General features: G+C 69.5%; 15 protein-coding genes. 9 read left to right on the top strand and 6 right to left on the bottom strand.

Features of this window, described 5'->3' with window-relative positions; genetic code table 11:
- The first annotated feature begins 104 nt into the window (after positions 1-104).
- A complete protein-coding gene (alaS, locus tag WK25_RS06870) occupies positions 105-2,729 on the top strand; it encodes an alanine--tRNA ligase (RefSeq protein WP_069241287.1) in 2,625 nt (874 codons plus the stop codon).
- Between the two features lie 179 nt (positions 2,730-2,908).
- Here the strand turns inward: alaS and WK25_RS06875 are convergent, their stop codons facing one another.
- Positions 2,909-3,823, bottom strand: coding sequence for a LysR family transcriptional regulator (locus WK25_RS06875; RefSeq protein ID WP_069241288.1), 915 nt, complete (start codon positions 3,821-3,823; stop codon positions 2,909-2,911).
- Positions 3,824-3,946: 123 nt separating this feature from the next.
- On the opposite strand from WK25_RS06875, the gene WK25_RS06880 reads away from it, so the two are divergent.
- The 8 genes from WK25_RS06880 to WK25_RS06920 all read left to right on the top strand — a co-directional run bounded on the left by WK25_RS06880 (position 3,947) and on the right by WK25_RS06920 (position 11,073).
- On the top strand, positions 3,947-5,212 hold the full coding sequence (locus WK25_RS06880; protein WP_052111038.1) for a YbfB/YjiJ family MFS transporter: 1,266 nt from the start codon (positions 3,947-3,949) through the stop codon (positions 5,210-5,212).
- A gap of 121 nt (positions 5,213-5,333) precedes the next feature.
- A complete protein-coding gene (locus WK25_RS06885) occupies positions 5,334-5,870 on the top strand; it encodes an NUDIX domain-containing protein (protein WP_040143973.1) in 537 nt (178 codons plus the stop codon).
- Positions 5,871-6,039: 169 nt separating this feature from the next.
- Complete coding sequence (locus WK25_RS06890) at positions 6,040-6,477, top strand: acyl-CoA thioesterase (protein ID WP_040143974.1); 438 nt, start codon at positions 6,040-6,042, stop codon at positions 6,475-6,477.
- Between the two features lie 13 nt (positions 6,478-6,490).
- A complete protein-coding gene (locus tag WK25_RS06895) occupies positions 6,491-7,429 on the top strand; it encodes a branched-chain amino acid ABC transporter permease (protein ID WP_069241289.1) in 939 nt (312 codons plus the stop codon).
- Positions 7,422-8,648 (top strand): branched-chain amino acid ABC transporter permease, encoded by a 1,227-nt coding sequence (locus WK25_RS06900; protein ID WP_059547508.1) that lies wholly within the window; start codon positions 7,422-7,424, stop codon positions 8,646-8,648. The genes WK25_RS06895 and WK25_RS06900 overlap by 8 nt, the downstream gene beginning before the upstream one ends.
- Positions 8,645-9,394 (top strand): ABC transporter ATP-binding protein, encoded by a 750-nt coding sequence (locus tag WK25_RS06905; RefSeq protein WP_040143977.1) that lies wholly within the window; start codon positions 8,645-8,647, stop codon positions 9,392-9,394. Before WK25_RS06900 ends, WK25_RS06905 begins: the two co-directional genes overlap by 4 nt.
- A complete protein-coding gene (locus tag WK25_RS06910; protein ID WP_040143978.1) occupies positions 9,391-10,095 on the top strand; it encodes an ABC transporter ATP-binding protein in 705 nt (234 codons plus the stop codon). The genes WK25_RS06905 and WK25_RS06910 overlap by 4 nt, the downstream gene beginning before the upstream one ends.
- 231 nt (positions 10,096-10,326) lie before the next feature.
- On the top strand, positions 10,327-11,073 hold the full coding sequence (locus WK25_RS06920; protein WP_040143979.1) for a glucose 1-dehydrogenase: 747 nt from the start codon (positions 10,327-10,329) through the stop codon (positions 11,071-11,073).
- A 74-nt stretch (positions 11,074-11,147) separates the two neighbouring features.
- On the opposite strand, the gene WK25_RS06925 is transcribed toward WK25_RS06920, so the two are convergent.
- The 5 genes from WK25_RS06925 to WK25_RS06945 form a co-directional block, all read right to left on the bottom strand.
- Entirely contained in the window at positions 11,148-11,642 is a 495-nt protein-coding gene (locus tag WK25_RS06925) for a heme-degrading domain-containing protein (protein ID WP_040143980.1), read from the bottom strand.
- A 104-nt stretch (positions 11,643-11,746) separates the two neighbouring features.
- A complete protein-coding gene (iolB, locus tag WK25_RS06930; protein ID WP_069241291.1) occupies positions 11,747-12,565 on the bottom strand; it encodes a 5-deoxy-glucuronate isomerase in 819 nt (272 codons plus the stop codon).
- Positions 12,566-12,600: 35 nt separating this feature from the next.
- The gene (iolE, locus tag WK25_RS06935) at positions 12,601-13,533 is read right to left on the bottom strand and encodes a myo-inosose-2 dehydratase (protein WP_069241292.1); all 933 of its coding nucleotides are present in this window, start codon (positions 13,531-13,533) and stop codon (positions 12,601-12,603) included.
- A 59-nt stretch (positions 13,534-13,592) separates the two neighbouring features.
- A complete protein-coding gene (gene iolD, locus WK25_RS06940; protein ID WP_069241945.1) occupies positions 13,593-15,476 on the bottom strand; it encodes a 3D-(3,5/4)-trihydroxycyclohexane-1,2-dione acylhydrolase (decyclizing) in 1,884 nt (627 codons plus the stop codon).
- Positions 15,477-15,541: 65 nt separating this feature from the next.
- Entirely contained in the window at positions 15,542-17,500 is a 1,959-nt protein-coding gene (locus tag WK25_RS06945; protein WP_069241293.1) for a bifunctional 5-dehydro-2-deoxygluconokinase/5-dehydro-2-deoxyphosphogluconate aldolase, read from the bottom strand.
- Positions 17,501-17,664 lie beyond the last annotated feature (164 nt).

Consider the following 17,664-nt stretch of genomic DNA (forward strand, 5'->3'; position numbering starts at 1 on the left):
CCGATCTGTATCGTATAATCGACCGTTTACGATATTTGCCCGCCGTGCGTCCGCGAGGACGGCCGGCGTTTGAAGCCGTCTCAGCCAGACATTCCCCGCACGCCATGAAAGCTGCCGAAATCCGCGAGAAATTCCTCAAATTCTTCGAATCGAAGGGCCACACGATCGTCCGCTCGTCGAGCCTCGTGCCCGGTAACGACCCCACGCTGATGTTCACGAACTCGGGCATGGTCCAGTTCAAGGATGTCTTCCTCGGCACGGACCAGCGCCCGTACTCGCGCGCGACGACCGCGCAGCGCAGCGTGCGCGCCGGCGGCAAGCACAACGACCTCGAAAACGTCGGCTATACGGCGCGCCACCACACGTTCTTCGAGATGCTCGGCAACTTCTCGTTCGGCGACTACTTCAAGCACGACGCGATCCGCTTCGCATGGGAGCTGCTGACCGAGGTCTACAAGCTGCCGAAGGAAAAGCTGTGGGTCACCGTCTATCAGGAAGACGACGAGGCGTACGACATCTGGGCGAAGGAAGTCGGCGTACCGACCGAGCGGATCATCCGGATCGGCGACAACAAGGGCGCGCGCTACGCGTCGGACAACTTCTGGACGATGGGCGACACCGGCCCGTGCGGCCCGTGTACCGAAATCTTCTACGACCACGGCCCGGAGGTGTGGGGCGGGCCGCCGGGGTCGCCTGAAGAAGACGGCGACCGCTACATCGAAATCTGGAACCTCGTGTTCATGCAGTTCAATCGCGACGCGCAGGGCAACATGACGCGCCTGCCGAAGCAGTCGGTCGACACCGGCATGGGCCTCGAGCGTCTCGCCGCGGTGCTGCAGCACGTGCACAGCAACTACGAGATCGACCTGTTCCAGAACCTGATCAAGGCCGCCGCGCGCGTGACCGAGATCACCGACCTCACGAACAACTCGCTGAAGGTGATCGCCGACCACATCCGCGCGTGCTCGTTCCTGATCGTCGACGGCGTGATTCCGGGCAACGAAGGCCGCGGCTACGTGCTGCGCCGGATCGTGCGCCGCGCGATCCGCCACGGCTACAAGCTCGGCCGCAAGGGCGCGTTCTTCCACAAGCTGGTGGCCGACCTCGTCGCCGAGATGGGCGCGGCGTACCCGGAGCTGAAGGAAGCCGAACAGCGCGTGACCGACGTGCTGCGTCAGGAAGAGGAACGCTTCTTCGAAACGATCGAGCACGGGATGTCGATCCTCGAGGCGGCGCTCGCCGAGGTCGAAGCGAAGGGCGGCAAGGTGCTCGACGGCGAACTCGCGTTCAAGCTGCACGACACGTACGGCTTCCCGCTCGACCTCACGGCGGACGTTTGCCGCGAGCGCGGGATGACGGTCGACGAGCCGGCGTTCGACGACGCGATGGCGCGCCAGCGCGAGCAGGCGCGCGCGGCCGGCAAGTTCAAGGCGACGCAGGGGCTCGAATACTCGGGCGCCAAGACCACGTTCCACGGCTACGAGGAAATCGCGTTCGACGACGCGAAGGTCGTCGCGCTGTACGTCGACGGTTCGGCCGTCGACGAAGTGAAGGTCGGCCAGGATGCGGTCGTCGTGCTCGACCACACGCCGTTCTACGCGGAATCGGGCGGCCAGGTCGGCGACCAGGGTGTGCTCGCGAACGCCGCGACGCGCTTTGCGGTGGCCGACACGCTGAAGGTGCAGGCCGACGTGATCGGCCACCACGGCACGCTCGAGCAGGGCGCGCTCAAGGTCGGCGACGTGCTGCGCGCGGAGATCGACGCGCACCGCCGTGCGCGCACGCAGCGCAACCACTCGGCAACGCACCTGATGCACAAGGCGCTGCGCGAAGTGCTCGGCTCGCACGTGCAGCAGAAGGGCTCGCTCGTCGACGCGGAAAAGACCCGCTTCGACTTTGCGCACAACGCGCCGATGACCGACGACGAAATCCGTCGCGTCGAGCAGATCGTCAACGACGAGATCCTGGCCAACGCGCCCGGCATCGTGCGCGTGATGCCGTACGACGAAGCGGTGAAGGGCGGTGCGATGGCGCTGTTCGGCGAGAAATACGGCGATGAAGTGCGCGTGCTCGACCTCGGCTTCTCGCGCGAACTGTGCGGGGGCACGCACGTGCACCGCACCGGCGACATCGGCCTGTTCAAGATCGTGATGGAGGGCGGTGTCGCGGCCGGCATCCGCCGCGTCGAGGCGATCACCGGCGACAACGCGGTGCGCTACGTGCAGGAGCTCGACGCGCGCGTGAACGAAGCCGCGGCCGCGCTGAAGGCGCAGCCGTCGGAACTCACTCAGCGCATCGCGCAGGTGCAGGACCAGGTGAAGGCGCTCGAGAAGGAGCTCGGCGCGCTGAAGTCGAAGCTCGCATCGAGCCAGGGCGACGAGCTCGCGCAGCAGGCCGTCGAAGTCGGCGGCGTGTACGTGCTGGCCGCGACGCTCGACGGCGCCGACGCGAAGACGCTGCGCGAAACGGTCGACAAGCTGAAGGACAAGCTTAAGAACGCGGCAATCGTGCTCGCGGCGGTCGAAGGCGGCAAGGTCAGCCTGATTGCCGGCGTCACGCCGGACGCGAGCAAGAAGGTCAAGGCCGGCGAGCTCGTGAACTTCGTCGCGCAGCAGGTCGGCGGCAAGGGCGGCGGCCGCCCGGACATGGCGCAGGCAGGCGGCACGGATCCGGCGAATCTGCCGGGCGCGCTCGCGGGCGTGAAGGGCTGGATCGAAGAACGTCTTTGATCTGCGTCGCTGATGATGCGGTGCGGTCGGGCTGACCGCGTCGCGCCACATCGCTGCGCATCAAAAAACGACCCGATCGGTACGTGTGCCGGTCGGGTCGTTGCGTTTCTGGCGGGCGTGAACGGTGAATCGCGCATCGGCGGCCGCGCGGGCTGCCGACTCAGGCGGGTTTCACCAACTCAGACCGACACCGCCGCGTTTTCCTTTGCCGCTGCGCTCGTCTCCGGCACCGCTTCGGTGAGCGCATCGCGCAGCGCGGCAAGTGCCGCGGACGCGTAACCGCGCCGCCACGCGAGCAGCGTGTCGATCGTGCCGAGCTCCGCGATCGCGTGGATCGCGACGTTGCCGGTTTGCGGCTGCAGGTCGAGCACCGAACGCGGCGCGACCGCGATACCCGCCCCGGCCGCGACGCACGCGACGATCGCGTGATACGAGCCGAGTTCGAGCGCGCGCGCCGGCTTCATCCCGTGCGCCGCATACCATTGCTCGACGTATTTCCGGTACGCGCAGCCGCGCTCGAACGCGATCAGCGTCGGCAGGATCACGTCGCGCGGCGTGCGCACCGGCGGATGGCCGCGCGGCGTCAGCAGCACCAGTTCCTCGCGGTAGACCGGCACCGTTTCGAACGTGTCGGGCAGCGTATCCGGCGCGGGCGGCCGCGCGAACAGCGCCGCATCGATCTCGAAGTCGCGCACGCGGTCGATCAGCCAGCCGGTCGTGCCGGTCACGAGCTCCAGCGATACGTCCGGCCACGCATGGTGATAGCGCGCGAGCACGGCCGGCAGCCGGCTCGCGGCCGTGCTCTCCATCGTGCCGAGCCGCAACCGGCCGCGCGGCGAGTCCTCGCGCACCGCGTCGCGCGCCTCGGCGGCGAGCGCGAGCAGCCGCTCCGCATACGGCAGCAGCGTGTGGCCGGCCGGCGTCAGCACGAGCCGTCGCCCGTCGCGAACGAACAGCGCCGCACCGAGTTCCTCCTCGAGCTGCTTGATGCGCGTCGTCACGTTCGACTGCACGCGATTGAGCTTCGCCGCCGCGCGCGTCACGCCGTTCTCGCGCACGACGGCCCGGAAAATCGCCAGCGCCGCCAGATCCATGATTCTCTCCTGGAGATATGCGGATTCTTCATTATTCATTTTTCGAGAACGTTAGGTCAAGCTACGATACAGGCGTTCCCATTTCCGTTCGGGCGGCGCGCAGCGCGCGCGGCCCATGCCGCCATGTCCCGTTTCGAGGTTTCCGGCGCTGCCGACGGCGCGCAACTGCACGACGACGCCCAACGCCGCGCCCGCGCGGCAGCGCTTGCCTGCATGACCGGACTTGCGGTCGCGCTCGGCGTCGGTCGCTTTGCATTCACGCCGTTGCTGCCGTTGATGCTCGCCGACGGCTCGATCGGCTTGAAAGCCGGCAGCTGGCTCGCGTCCGCAAACTACGCGGGCTATTTCGTCGGCGCCGTCAGTTGCGCGGCCGTGCGCGTCGCGCCGGCGCGGATGGTGCGCTTCGGGCTGGCCGCGACCGTGCTGCTGACCGCCGCGATGGGCATCGGGCACGTGTTGTCGGCGTGGCTCGTGGTGCGGTTCGTCGCGGGCGTCGTCAGCGCGTGGACGTTCGTGTTCGTGTCGCAATGGGGGTTGCGGCGACTCAGTGAGCTGCACGCGCCGCAGTGGAGCGGCGTGATCTACGCGGGGCCCGGTGTCGGCATCGTGCTGACCGGATTGATCGGCAGCGCGCTGGCCGGTCATCGCGCCGCGCCCGGGTGGCTGGGGTTCGCGGCGTTGTCTGCGGGGCTGTCGGTTGCGATATGGCGTACGTTCGGCGGCACGGCGGCGTCGACATCGACAGTCGGGCCATCGGCTCTATCGTCGGCGCCGGCGATCACGACGGCTCCTCCTGCGGCTTCGCACGCGACGCGCCATCGTCGCGGCGATGCCGCGTGGCTCGTCGCGCTGTACGGGATGCCGGGCTTCGGCTACATCATCACCGCGACATTCCTGCCGGTGATCGCGCGCGCCGCGCTGCCGCCCGGCTCGCCGTGGCCGGACCTGTTCTGGCCGATGTTCGGCGCGGCGCTGATCGTCGGCGCGATCGCGGCGTCGCGGCTGCCCGCTCACTGGGACAACCGGCTGCTGCTCGCGGCCGGCTGCGCGACGCAGGCGCTCGGGATCGCCGCGGGAATCGTATGGCCGAGCGCGGCCGGCTTCTCGGCCGGCAGCGCGCTGCTCGGCCTGCCGTTCACCGCGATCACGCTGTTCGCGATGCGCGAAGCGCGGCGTCTGCACGGCGAACGCGCGGCCGGGCTGATGGGCTATGCGACTGCGTCCTACGGTGTCGGGCAGATCCTCGGCCCGCTCGTCGCGGCGCCGCTCACTGCGCGGTTCGGGTCGTTCTCGCCGGCGTTGTGGGTCGCAGCGGGTGCATTGCTCGTCGGCGCCGCCGGCTTCGCGGCGACCGCCGTGCGCGGGCCACGCGCACACCCGCAACCCTGACGTCGGCGGGGCCGGATCGTCTGCGGCGCGGTCAAACTCGCTAGAATGAAGCCTTTCCCGCGCCGAGCGGGCGTCCGACGCGGCCGTACGGCGGCGCGAGACGCCCGCCAGATCCTCATCGATGACCACCGCCGACTACCGCTTTTGCCCGCGCTGCGCGCGCCCCCTCACCGAGCGCGCCGATCCCGAACACGAGGGCGGGCGCGTCCGCAAGGCCTGCCCGGACGAGCTGTGCGGCTACGTGCACTGGAACAATCCGCTGCCGGTGGTCGCCGCGATCGTCGAGCTCGACGGCAAGATCCTGCTCGCGCGCAACGCAGCGTGGCCGGAAGGGATGTTCGCGCTGATTACCGGCTTCCTCGAAAACGGCGAGACGCCCGAAGACGGCATCGCGCGCGAGGTGTTCGAGGAAACCGCGCTGAAGGCCGAGCAGGTGACGCTCGTGGGCGTGTATGAGTTCATCCGCAAGAACGAGCTGATCATCGCTTATCACGTGCGCGCGTCGGGCACCGTCGCACTGTCGCCGGAGCTGCTCGAGTATCGGCTCGTCGATCCGCCGCTGTTGCGCCCTTGGCGTGCCGGCACCGGCTACGCGCTGGCCGACTGGATGCGCGCGCGCGGCCTCGATTTCGAATTCGTCGACCGAGCGGGGCAGTGACGCGTCGCGCCGCTTCCCGCACGTCGTTTGCCGCGCCGCGCACGGCCGCGACGCAGCATCCGCACGTTCGCCCGCAAGCCGCGCCGCACGGCGTCCACGCAACGCCGGGTTCGCTTGCGCCGCCGTCTGCCGCATCTTCGTTCCCTTCGTCCCCCTGAGCGCCATCGCCATGTCCGACAAGCCGCAGCCGCGTCCCCGCGACGCCTATCGCCACTTCCTGCCGATCACGACCCGCTGGATGGACAACGATGTCTACGGGCACGTGAACAACGTCGTCTACTACAGCTACTTCGATACCGTCGTGAACGAGTACCTGATCCGCGCGGGGGTGCTCGACGTCGAGCACGGGCAGACGATCGGCCTCGTGGTGGAAACGCAGTGCAACTACTTTGCGCCGCTCGTGTTTCCGCAGTCGGTCGACGCGGGGCTGCGCGTCGCGAAGCTCGGTACGTCGAGCGTGCGCTACGAGATCGGGCTGTTCGCGGCGGGCGAAACGTCTCCGGCCGCGCAAGGGCATTTCGTGCACGTGTACGTCGATCGCGGCACGCGCCGTCCGGTGCCGCTGCCGGACGCGTTGCGCGCGGCGCTCGAGCCGCTCGCCGTCTGACGGCCGCGCGGCGGTGCACGTGTTCGCGCTCCAGGCGTTCAACGGCCTCAGCTACGGATTGCTGCTGTTCATGCTGTCGGCCGGCCTCACGCTGATCTTCAGCGTGCAGGGCGTGCTCAACTTCGCGCATGCGAGCTTCTACATGCTCGGCGCCTACATCGGCTACAGCGTCGCAGCCCGCGCCGGCTTCTGGGCCGCGCTCGTGGTCGCGCCGCTCGCGGTGGGGCTGATCGGCGCCGGCTGCGAGCGCTGGCTGCTGCGCCGCGTGCAGGCGCGCGGCGGCCACACGAGCGAACTGCTGCTGACCTTCGGCCTCGCATACCTGATCGGCGAGGGCGCGAAACTCGTGTGGGGCCTCGCGCCGCTGCCGGCCCCGGTTCCGCCTCTGCTCGACGGCGCACCCGTGACCGTGTTCGACGTCGCGCTGCCGCGCTATCGGCTGTTCATGATGGCGATGTCCGCGGCGATGCTGGTCGCGCTCGGCGCATTGCTGCGTGCGTCGCGGATAGGGCTCGTCGTGCGCGCCGCGCTTACGCACCGCGCGGCCGTCGAGGCGCTCGGCTACGACGTGCCGCGCATGATGACGGGCCTGTTCGGTGCGGGTACCGCGCTCGCGGCGCTCGCCGGCGTAATCGGCGCGCCGCTTGCGGTGATCGAACCGGCACTGGCCGAGACCGTCGGCTCGGTCGTGTTCGCGGTCGTCGTGATCGGCGGGCTCGGCTCGCTCGGCGGCGCGTTCGTCGCGTCGCTCGCAGTCGGTTTCGCGCAGACCTTCGCCGCATCCGGCGACGCGTCGCTGCGCGACGTCGCGCAATGGGCCGGTGTCGCGCTGCCCGACAGCGTAGCCGCCGTGTCGATCGCGCAGCTGGCGCCGCTGGTGCCGTACCTGCTGCTCGTCGCGGTGCTGGTTGCACGCCCGCGCGGGTTGTCCGGCGAGCGTGTCGATGGCTAGCCGCAAGTGGGCCGGCGCGCTGCGCTGGGGGCTGTTCGCCGCGTGCGTCGCGCTGCCTGCGTGGCTGTGGCCGCATGGCGCGGTGCTCGGCTATCTCGCGCAGACGGCGGCGCTCGTCGTGCTCGCGCTGTCGTACAACCTGCAGCTCGGCACGACCGGGCTGCTGTCGTTCGGCCATGCCGCGTTCGCGGGTCTCGGCGCGTTCGCCGCCGCGCACTGGTTCAATCATGTGGGCGGTCCGCTGCCGCTGTTGCCGCTCGTCGGCGGCATGGCCGGCGCGGGCTTCGGGTTCGTCGCCGGGCTGCTGGCCACGCGGCGCGCGGGCACCGTGTTCGCGATGATCACGCTCGGCCTCGGCGAATGCGTCGCGGCCGCCGCATGGAGCGTGCCCGCGTGGTTCGGCGGGGTCGGCGGCGTGCCGATCGACCGCGCGAGCGGCACGCCGGTGGGCGGCTGGAATTTCGGCGCGCAGGCGCAGGCCTACGCGGTGATCGCCGCGTGGTGCATCGTGTCGGCGCTGGCGATGCACGCGCTCACGCGCACGCCGCTCGCACGGCTTGCGAACGCGGTGCGCGACAACCCGGCGCGCGTCGCGGCGCTCGGCACCGAGCCGCGCCGCGTGCGGCTCGCGATGGTCACGTGCGCGTCGTTCTTCGCAGGCGTTGCGGGCACGCTCACGCTGATCGACGTCGAGGTCGCGACGCCAGACAGCGTATCGATGGCGCGCTCGGCGACCGTGCTGATCGCCGCGGTAATCGGCGGCACCGGCGCGTTCTTCGGTCCGGCGGCCGGCGCCGTCGTGCTGACCGCGCTGAGCGTCGTCGTCGCGGGCGTGTCGCGTGCGTGGGCGTTGTATCTCGGCGTGCTGTTCGTCGCGGTCGTCATCGCCGCGCCGCGCGGCATCGCGGGCGTCGCGCATACGCTCGTGCATGCGTTGCGCCGCGGCGCGACTGCCGCCGAGCGCTGGCGCGCACTGTGTGGCGTCGGCGCGGGCGTGTTCTGGGCGGTCGCGATCGTTTGCGCGGCCGAACTCGGCTATGCGTGGCGCTTCGCGCAGGACGACGGCGCGGGACTCGCGTTCGGCGTGTGGGGTATCGATGCCGATGCACCGGCCGGCTGGGTCGTCGCGTGCTCGGCGGCCGGCATCGGCACGCTGCTGTGGGGGTGGCGCGCACGATTGACGAATCACGCACATGGCGGGCAGGGGGATGCGCGATGAACGGCAACGCGATCGCGCTGCACGGAATCGTCCAGCGCTTCGGCGCACAAACGGTGCTCGACGGAATCGATCTGAGCGTGTCGGCTGGTGAGCGGCATGCACTGATCGGGCCGAACGGCGCGGGCAAGTCGACGCTGTTCAACGTGATCGCCGGCGCGACGCGGCCGACGCGCGGGCGCGTCGTGCTGCATGGCGTCGAGCTGCGCGGGCGGGGGCCGGTCGCCGCGAGCCGGCTCGGCATCGGCCGCAGTTTCCAGCAGACGAGCGCGTTCGCGCGGCTGAGCGTGTTCGACAACCTGCGCTGCGCGGCGCTGCACGCGCCGGCCGAGCGGCGCCGCTGGTGGAACCGGCTGCGCGAGTCGGTATCGGTCGATCGCGCGGCCGGGCGCGTGCTGCACGACATCGGCCTCGGCGCGCGTCGCGATGTGCTCGCCGGCGAACTGGGCTATGCGGAACAGCGCGCGCTCGATCTCGGCATTGCGCTCGCGAGCGGCGCCCGCACGCTGTTGCTCGACGAACCGACGGCCGGCATGAACCGCGACCAGGCGGCGCGGATGATCGCGCTGATCCGCGCGACGACGCAGGGCCGCACGGTAGTGATGATCGAGCACGACATGGAGACGGTGTTCGGCTTCGCCGAGCGCATCACGGTGCTCGTGCGCGGCGCGGTCGTCGCGACCGGCGCGCCCGACGCGATCCGCACGGACCCCGCGGTGCGCGCCGCATATCTGGGCCGGCACGCATGAGCGCGCTGCTCGACATTCGCGGGCTGCGCGCGTGGTACGGGATGCAGCCGGTGCTCGACGGCGTCGACCTCGCGCTCGCGCCCGGCGAGACGCTCGCGCTGCTCGGCCGCAACGGCTCGGGCCGCTCGACGCTCGCTAAAGCCGTGATGGGGCTCGTGCGCACGGCGGGCTCGGTGCGCATCGCCGGGATGGAATGCGCAGGCGCGCGCACGTTCGAGATCGCGCGGCGCGGCGTCGCTTACGTTGCCGAAAGCCGCGACGTGTTTCCACTGCTCACCGTGCGCGACAACCTGCGGCTCGGGCTGCGCGGCATGAACGGCGCTGCCGGACGCGTGGCGCTCGACCGGCTGCTCGCGCGGTTTCCGCTGCTGGCCGCCCGTGCCGACGTGAAGGCCGGCCGCCTGTCGGGCGGCGAACAGCAGGTGCTCGCGCTCGTGCGCGCGCTCGCCGGCGGTCCGCGCGTGCTGATCGTCGACGAACCGGTCGAGGGGCTCGCGCCGCTTGCGGCTGATGAGGTCGGCGCGTGCCTTGCGGCGCTGCAGGCCGACGGCGTCGCGATCCTGCTGATCGAGCAACGATTGCAACTCGCGCCGCGGCTCGCGCAGCGCGTCGCGGTAATGGGGCGGGGACGCATCGTCTACGACGGTTCGCTCGACGGGCTCGGCGGCGACGTCGTCGGTGCATGGCTGAGCGCCGGCTGAGCGTGCGCGGATGCCGGGTCGCCGACGCGCATGTCGCCTACGCGCACGTCGCCTACGCGCATGTCGCCTACGCGCACGTCGCCGATTGTTCGTCAAACTCCGCCAGTCAATTCGTGTCGAGCCGCTTTATCGCCGCGGCGCAAACCGCGAAGATTGCCAGCAAGGCCGGTGCAGCGCACCACGCGCGACCGGTACCCATCCATCGAAGTGTTCCGACTGAGGAATGAAATCATGAGCAAGCTGGCAGGCAAGGTCGCGATCGTCACGGGCGCATCCAAGGGCATCGGCGCAGCCATTGCAAAGGCGCTGGCCGCCGAAGGCGCGTCGGTCGTCGTCAACTACGCGAGCAGCAAGGCAGGCGCCGACGCGGTCGTCGGTGCGATCGTCGAAGCGGGCGGCCGCGCGGTCGCCGTCGGCGGCGACGTGTCGAAGGCCGCGGACGCGCAGCGCATCGTCGACACCGCGATCGACACCTATGGCCGTCTCGACGTACTGGTCAACAACTCCGGCGTGTACGAGTTCGCGCCGCTCGAAGCGATCACCGAAGAGCATTATCGCCGTCAGTTCGACACGAACGTGTTCGGTCTGCTGCTGACGACGCAGGCGGCCGCCAAGCATCTCGGCGAAGGCGCGAGCATCATCAACATCAGCTCGGTCGTGACGAGCATCACGCCGCCGGCGAGCGCGGTGTACAGCGGCACCAAGGGCGCGGTCGACGCGATCACCGGCGTGCTCGCGCTCGAACTCGGCCCGCGCAAGATCCGCGTGAACGCGATCAACCCGGGGATGGTCGTGACCGAAGGCACGCACACCGCGGGCATTATCGGTTCGGACCTCGAAGCGCAGGTGCTCGGCCAGACGCCGCTTGGCCGCCTCGGCGAGCCGAACGACATCGCGTCGGTTGCCGTCTTCCTTGCATCGGACGATGCGCGCTGGATGACCGGCGAACACGTCGTGGTGAGCGGCGGGTTGAACTGACCGGATGGCGTTGCCGCGCGAACGGTGCGCGTGCGCCGTTCGCGCCGTCATCCGGCGGCGCGCACCGCGCGCTGTTATGCGCTCATCGCTAGCGCAGTCGCGCCGACGTGCCACCGCAAGCATTCGATGACGAGCGCGTGGTTGGCTTCGGAGCCGAGCCCGGCGATGGCGGTCGCGCCGACGATGCCGGCGCCGGCGACGCGCAACGGCACGCCGCCGCCGTCGAGCGCGTAGTCGTCTTCCGACAAACCCTGCGACCGCAGCGACCAGCCGGCACGGCGAAAGCCCGCGCCGACCGCGAGCGAACTTCGGCCGAAACGCAGCACCGTATTCTGCCGGCGGCGGATCGCGTCGCTGTCGTGCGCTCCGCTGCCGTCGAGCGCGCAATAGAACAGCGGCGTCTCGTCGCCGACGATGCCGACCGCAATCGGCAGCCCGCGTCGTGACGCGATATTGACGGCGATTTCTCCGATTCGACGGGCGACGGCCGCATTGAAGTGCGGCAGCAGCAGGTTCGACGCATCGTCGTCGAAGGCGTCGGGTTCGGCGCGAAAGAGTGACGTCACCATGGCGGCTCCGTAGCGTGGCCGGCACCGCACGCGCGTGCCGGGCGTCGCATCGTCACGGGCCGCGCGGGCCCGTCTTCCATTCAGTGCTCGGGCGATTCCGTACGTCAGCGCTTCGGCGCCGCGTCGAGCATCCATTCGTGCGCGGGATCGTTCTTGAACGCCCATGCGCGGCTCGGCCCGGCCATCACGTTCAGGTAGTACAGGTTGTAGCCGTGCGGTGCGACCACCGGGTGATAGCCGCGCGGCACCATCACGACGTCGTGGTTCTCGACCGCGCACGCTTCGTCGAGGCTGCGATCGTCGGTGTACACGCGCTGGAACGCGAAGCCCTGCGGCGGATCGATCCGGTGGTAATAGGTTTCCTCGAGCGACGTCTCGTCGGGCGCCGCGTCGCGATCGTGCTTGTGCGGCGGATAGCTGCTCGAATGGCTCGCGGGCGTGATCACTTCGACGACCAGCAACCGGTCCGCGGCCGGGTTGTCGCCCATCAGGATGTCGCACACGTAGCGCGTGTTGGTGCCTTGCCCGCGCACCGCACGGCGCATCCGTTCGCCGTCGAGGCGCTGCACGCGCTTGTCGCCGCTCTCGTACGGCGCGGTGCACAGTGCGACTTCTGCGTCGCGCGTCGCGACCAGCGTGACCGTCTTGCCGCCCGGCACGTACAGCGCGTCCGGCGACACTTCCTCGAATACGCTGTCGCGCTTGCCGAGCGCGTCGTAGGTTTCGCCGTCGACTTTGGCGCGCACCGTGCCCGTCAGTACGACCACGCACAGCTCGCGCGCGCCCGTATCGACCGTTTCGGTATCGCCGGCTTTCAGGCGCAGCGCGCGAAAGCCGACGTGCTTCCAGCCGGCCGACTCCGGCGTGACGTTGCAGATTTCGCGCTCCGGCGACGCCTTGACCAGCAGGGGAGAAATCGTCATGGAATGAGGCTCCTCGATGAGATGACGGCGCTCGACTACTCGGCGCTCAACCGGTCGACGATCGCGCGCAGCGCGTCGTAGCCCTTTTTCGCATACTGATAGCTCGGTGCGACGGCCGGATCCTGCTCGGCCTCGACGACGAGCCAGCCTTCGTAGCCGGCATCCTTCAGCGTTCGCAGCGTCGCTTCGTAATCGAGCGCGCCGTCGCCCGGCACCGTAAACGTGCCGTTGATCACGCCGTTCAGAAAGCTCCAGCCGCCGTTGCGCGCCTGCGTGACGACCTGCGGCCGCACGTCCTTGCAATGCACGTGCACGACGCGCGCGACATGCTTCTTCAACAGTGCGACCGGATCGGCTGCGCCGCCGAAATACGCATGGCCGGTATCGAACAGAAGGAACACCTTAGCGGGATCCGTCAGCGCCATCAGCCGGTCGACATCGGCCGGCGATTCGACGTATGCGCCCATGTGGTGATGGTAGGCGAGCTTGATCCCGTATGTATCGAGCAGGTGCGCACCGAACGCGTCGAGGCGCGCCGCATAGCGGTGCCACGACGTGTCGTCGACGAAGCGCGGCCGCTTCGCGACCGGCGTGTCGATGCTGCCCTGGATCGTACCCGCGCATTCGCCGTATACGACCACCTTCACGTCGTTGTACTGCAGCTTCGTCATGTGCGCGCGGCAGCGCTCGATCTCGGCGGCGACCGCATCCGCGTCGCTCATGCCCGGCGCCACTTCCGCCAGGAATCCCGAATACCAGCCGGACACGCACACGAGCCCCAACTCGGCGAGCTTCGCCTTCAGCTCGGGCCCCGTCTTTGGAAACTTGTTGCCGAGCTCGAAGCCCGCATAGCCGATCTCGGCGCCTTCCTTCAGCGCCGTCTCGAGCGGCGTCTCGCCGCCGAGCGACGGCAGATCGTCGTTCATCCACGACAGGGGGTTGATACCGATGCGAACGTTCCAGCTCATCACGTGCGTCCTTGGTTCGAATGTTGTTTTACCGGTGCGGTATCGACAGCGCAGGCCAGTCAACGCCGCTGCCGGGCCTTCTCGTCGAGATACGCGCGATGCGCGCGTTCGACGTCCGCACGTTCGGACACCTGCGGCACCGCGACTTCCCACCACGCGCCGCCGTCGTCCGTCGTGCGCTCGTGCGTCGTGTCGATCACGAGCACCTGGCTTGTCTTCGCCGCACGCGCGCGCTTCATCTCGCGGCGCAGTTCGGCGACGTCGCGCACGTGCACGGCTTCGGCGCCCATCGAGCGCGCATGCATCGCGAAATCGATCGTCGAGCGTTCGCCGCCTTCGGGCACGCAGTCGTCGAGCATGTTGTTGAAGCTCGCGCCGCCGCAGTTCAGCTGCAGGCGCTCGATGCAGCCGTAGCCGCGGTTGTCGAGGATCACGACGATGATCTTGCGGCCGAGCATCACGGACGTCGCGAGCTCCGCGTTGAGCATCATGTACGAGCCGTCGCCGACGATCACAATCACTTCGCGCTCGGGCCGCGCGAGCTTCGCGCCGAGGCCGCCCGCAACCTCGTAGCCCATGCACGAATATGCGTAGTCCATGTGATAGTTGCCCGGCACGCCGCTGCGCCACAGCTTGTGCAGCTCGGCCGGCAGCGTGCCGGCAGCGCATACGACGAGATCGTCGCGCGCGCTGTCGCGCCCGGCGTCGGCTGCGGAGTCGCGCACCGCGCCGATGACTTCCGCGTCGTACGGCAGCGTGTCGTTCGGCACGCGCGTGGTCAGCTCGGTCACGCGTGCGTGCCACGCGACGGCGTGGTCGCGATTCGCCGCCGTCCATCCTGCATCGGCCTGCCAGCCCGCGAGCGCGGCGGACAACTGGCCGAGGCCTGTGCGCGCATCGGCGATCAGTTGCCGGCCGCGCTTCTTGCCCGCATCGAACGGTTGCACGTTCAGGCTCAGCAGCGTCGCGTTGCCGAACAGCGCATGCGAGCCGGTCGTGAAATCCTGCAGCCGCGTGCCGACCGCGAATACCAGGTCGGCCTGCGCGGCCGCGCGGTTCGCGGCGGGCGAACCCGTCACGCCGATCGAGCCGAGATTCAGCGGGTGGTCCCACGCGAGGCTGCCCTTGCCGGCCTGCGATTCGGCGACCGGCACGCCGTGCGTGTCGGCGAACGTGCGCAGCGCATCCCATGCCTGGCTGTACAGCACGCCGCCGCCGGCCACGATCAGCGGCTTTTTCGCGGCTTTCAGCACGTCGAGCGCATCGGCGAGCTCGAGCGCGTCGGCCGGCGGCCGGCGCATCCGGATGACCGGCGGCGAGAAGAAATCCGCGGGCCAGTCGTATGCGAACGTCTGCACGTCCTGCGGCAGTGCGAGACACACGGGCCCGCATTGCGCCGGATCGGTCATCACCTGGATCGCGCGCGGCAGCGCGACGAGCAACTGTTCGGGCGTCGTGATCCGGTCGAAGTAGCGCGTGACCGGCCGGAAGCAGTCGTTCGCGCTGACGTCGCCCTGTTCGAAATCCTCGACCTGCTGCAGCACCGGATCGGGCAGCCGCGACACGAACACGTCGCCGGGCAGCAACAACAGCGGCAGCCGGGCGACGTGTGCGAGCGCGGCGGAAGTCAGCATGTTGGTCGCACCGGGGCCGATGCTCGACGTCGCCGCCATCATCCGCTGGCGGAAATGCGCTTTCGCGAACGCGACGGCCGCGTTCGCCATCCCTTGCTCGTTATGTGCGCGCAACGTCGGCAGCCGGTCCTTCTCCGCGTGCAGCGCTTCGCCGAGGCCGGCTACGTTGCCGTGGCCGAAGATCGCGAACACGCCGCCGCAGTACGGCAGGATTTCGGTGCGGCCGTCCGGCTGGACGACTTCGGCGCGCAGGGCGGCCAGGTAGCGCACGAGCGCCTGGCTGATGGTCAATCTCACGGTGGTGGTCATCGTCTGTCGATCGGAAAGAGTCGGGTGGTCGTCACGAACACGGATATCGGACATCGGCATCTGCATCAAGCCGCGGCGGCGGCGTGCGCGGCCGCGCGGCGGCCGAGCCACGCGTCGACCAGCTGCGCGAAATTACCGGCGACTTCATCGATCAGCGCCTGATCGTCGATCCGGCCGGCCAGCCACTTCAGCGACGCGTCGGCCCACAGCGTGCGCCCGACCATGAAGCCCTTGACGATCGGATTCGTCGCCGAGCGGAAGCTGTCGACCAGATACTGCAGCGGCTGGTTCAGTCCCAGGATCACCGCGCCGCGGCAGTGCGGATCGCGCTCGGCGACGAGCGTCTCGAGCCGCGCCCAGCCGTCGGCGCTCATTGGCGGAAGCTTCCACCATTCCGGCATCACGCCGAGGTTGTAGAAGCGCGCGACCGTGCGCAGCACCGCGTCGTCCTCGGTGCCGGCCGGCGTGACCGCGCGCGGCGGAATGATTTCGAGCAGAAGCTCGTTGCCGCTTGCGCGCGTCGCTTCCCACAGCTCCAGCACACGCTGCTCCTGCGCGACGCGCAGGTCGACGTCGTCGTCCGGGTGGTAGTGCACGAGGCACTTCACGACCTGCTCGGTCGGCCAGTGGGTGAGCGACGAGCCGACCGAGCGCGTGTCGTCGAAGCACAGCGGGCGCGAGCCGGGCAGCTCGACCGGGCGGCCGACCCACCAGCCGCGGCCGGTGGCCGACGCGAGCGCGTCGCGGCCGTACGCGCCGCCGTCGATCAGCACGCCGACGTGGCCTTCGATATGGCGATCGCGCTCGACCTGCTCGGCCGCGCGCACGAGCAGGCGCTTGAGCGTCTTGATCCGTGCCTCGTCCGCGCCGGCCTGCACCGCGAGTTCGTAGAACTGGCTGCGATGATCGAACGCCATCACGCACAGATCGTCCCATTCACGGCGCGGCACCGTCACGCGATGCAGATGCGCGAGCGTGCGGTCGGCGTCGACCTGCGGATTGCGGCGGCCGCCGAACCAGTGCGCGAGCTCTGCCGGCGTCGGCATCGCGGCCGAACATGCGTGGCGCGACACGACGATCGCGCCGCACGCGTTCGCAATGCGCGTCGCGTCCGCCCAGTCGCTGCCGCGCAGCAGCCCGGACAACAGCCCGGACAGGAACGCGTCGCCCGCGCCGAGCACGTTCAGCACCTCGACGCGTTCGCCGTGGAAGGTCTGCGCATCTTCGATGCGCGCGGGGATATCGCGTTCGATCACGCAGCAGCCAAGCGCGCCGCGCTTGACCACCAGCACCGCGTCGCTCGCGCGGCGCACCGCCTGCAGCGACGCGATCAGGTCGTGGGGCACGCCGCCCGCGATCAGGAATTCCTCCTCGGTGCCCACCAGCAGATCGAACTCGCCGAGCACCTGTTGCAATTGGCGCGTGACGTGCGCATCCGGCACGTAGCGATTCTCGCCCGCGCCGCGCGCGGTCAAGCCCCACAGCACCGGCCGGTAGTCGATGTCGAGAATCCTCACGACGCCGTGCCGGCGTGCGTAGCCGAGCGCGGTCAGCGACGCTTCGCGCGTGGCCGGCGTCGATAGATGCGTGCCGGTGATCGCGAGCGCGCGGCAGCCGGCGATGAAGTCCTCGCTGATTTCGTCGGCGCGCACGGCCATGTCCGCGCAGTTCTCGCGCACGAACAGCAGCGGGAACGTGTCGCGGTCCTTCAGCCCGAGCAGCACGAGCGCGGTCTGGCGTTCCGGGTCGGTCTGCAACTGGCTCGTGTCGCAGCCTTCGCGCTCGAGCGTCTCGCGCACGAAGCGGCCCATCTGCTCGTCGCCGACGCGCGAGATCATCGCGGTTTTCAGCCCGAGCCGGGCGACGCCGAAGGCGACGTTGCCCGACGAGCCGCCGAGATACATCTGGAAACTGCGCGCGTCCTCCAGGCGGCTGCCGTACTGCTGCGCGTAGAGGTCCACGGCGACGCGGCCGAGGCAGGCGAGATCGATGGGGCGGTCAGTCGGAAAGTTCAACGGGCTCATATCACGTATCACGCTCGCGGCCGGCGCTCGGCGCTGCCGGCAGATTGGGGGCCGATCGGGTGAGGATGCTCCGTCACCCGCGCGGCACGACGCAAAAACGCGTGCCGCAACGAATCGGGCTACGGAACGCAGTCTAGGAGTTTTGGAAATTCAGTTCCCTAGGT

Origin of the sequence: Burkholderia latens (assembly GCF_001718795.1) — a bacterium.
Taxonomy (GTDB): Bacteria; Pseudomonadota; Gammaproteobacteria; order Burkholderiales; family Burkholderiaceae; genus Burkholderia; species Burkholderia latens_A.

Coding starts and splice junctions, on each gene's coding strand:
- WK25_RS06925 (WP_040143980.1), bottom strand. CDS start 11,642: ATGGTGACGTCACTCTTTCGCGCCGAACCCGACGCCTTCGACGACGAT.
- WK25_RS06900 (WP_059547508.1), top strand. CDS start 7,422: ATGGCTAGCCGCAAGTGGGCCGGCGCGCTGCGCTGGGGGCTGTTCGCC.
- WK25_RS06905 (WP_040143977.1), top strand. CDS start 8,645: ATGAACGGCAACGCGATCGCGCTGCACGGAATCGTCCAGCGCTTCGGC.
- WK25_RS06920 (WP_040143979.1), top strand. CDS start 10,327: ATGAGCAAGCTGGCAGGCAAGGTCGCGATCGTCACGGGCGCATCCAAG.
- alaS (WP_069241287.1), top strand. CDS start 105: ATGAAAGCTGCCGAAATCCGCGAGAAATTCCTCAAATTCTTCGAATCG.
- WK25_RS06880 (WP_052111038.1), top strand. CDS start 3,947: ATGTCCCGTTTCGAGGTTTCCGGCGCTGCCGACGGCGCGCAACTGCAC.
- iolD (WP_069241945.1), bottom strand. CDS start 15,476: ATGACCACCACCGTGAGATTGACCATCAGCCAGGCGCTCGTGCGCTAC.
- WK25_RS06885 (WP_040143973.1), top strand. CDS start 5,334: ATGACCACCGCCGACTACCGCTTTTGCCCGCGCTGCGCGCGCCCCCTC.
- WK25_RS06890 (WP_040143974.1), top strand. CDS start 6,040: ATGTCCGACAAGCCGCAGCCGCGTCCCCGCGACGCCTATCGCCACTTC.
- iolB (WP_069241291.1), bottom strand. CDS start 12,565: ATGACGATTTCTCCCCTGCTGGTCAAGGCGTCGCCGGAGCGCGAAATC.
- WK25_RS06910 (WP_040143978.1), top strand. CDS start 9,391: ATGAGCGCGCTGCTCGACATTCGCGGGCTGCGCGCGTGGTACGGGATG.
- WK25_RS06945 (WP_069241293.1), bottom strand. CDS start 17,500: ATGAGCCCGTTGAACTTTCCGACTGACCGCCCCATCGATCTCGCCTGC.
- iolE (WP_069241292.1), bottom strand. CDS start 13,533: ATGAGCTGGAACGTTCGCATCGGTATCAACCCCCTGTCGTGGATGAAC.
- WK25_RS06875 (WP_069241288.1), bottom strand. CDS start 3,823: ATGGATCTGGCGGCGCTGGCGATTTTCCGGGCCGTCGTGCGCGAGAAC.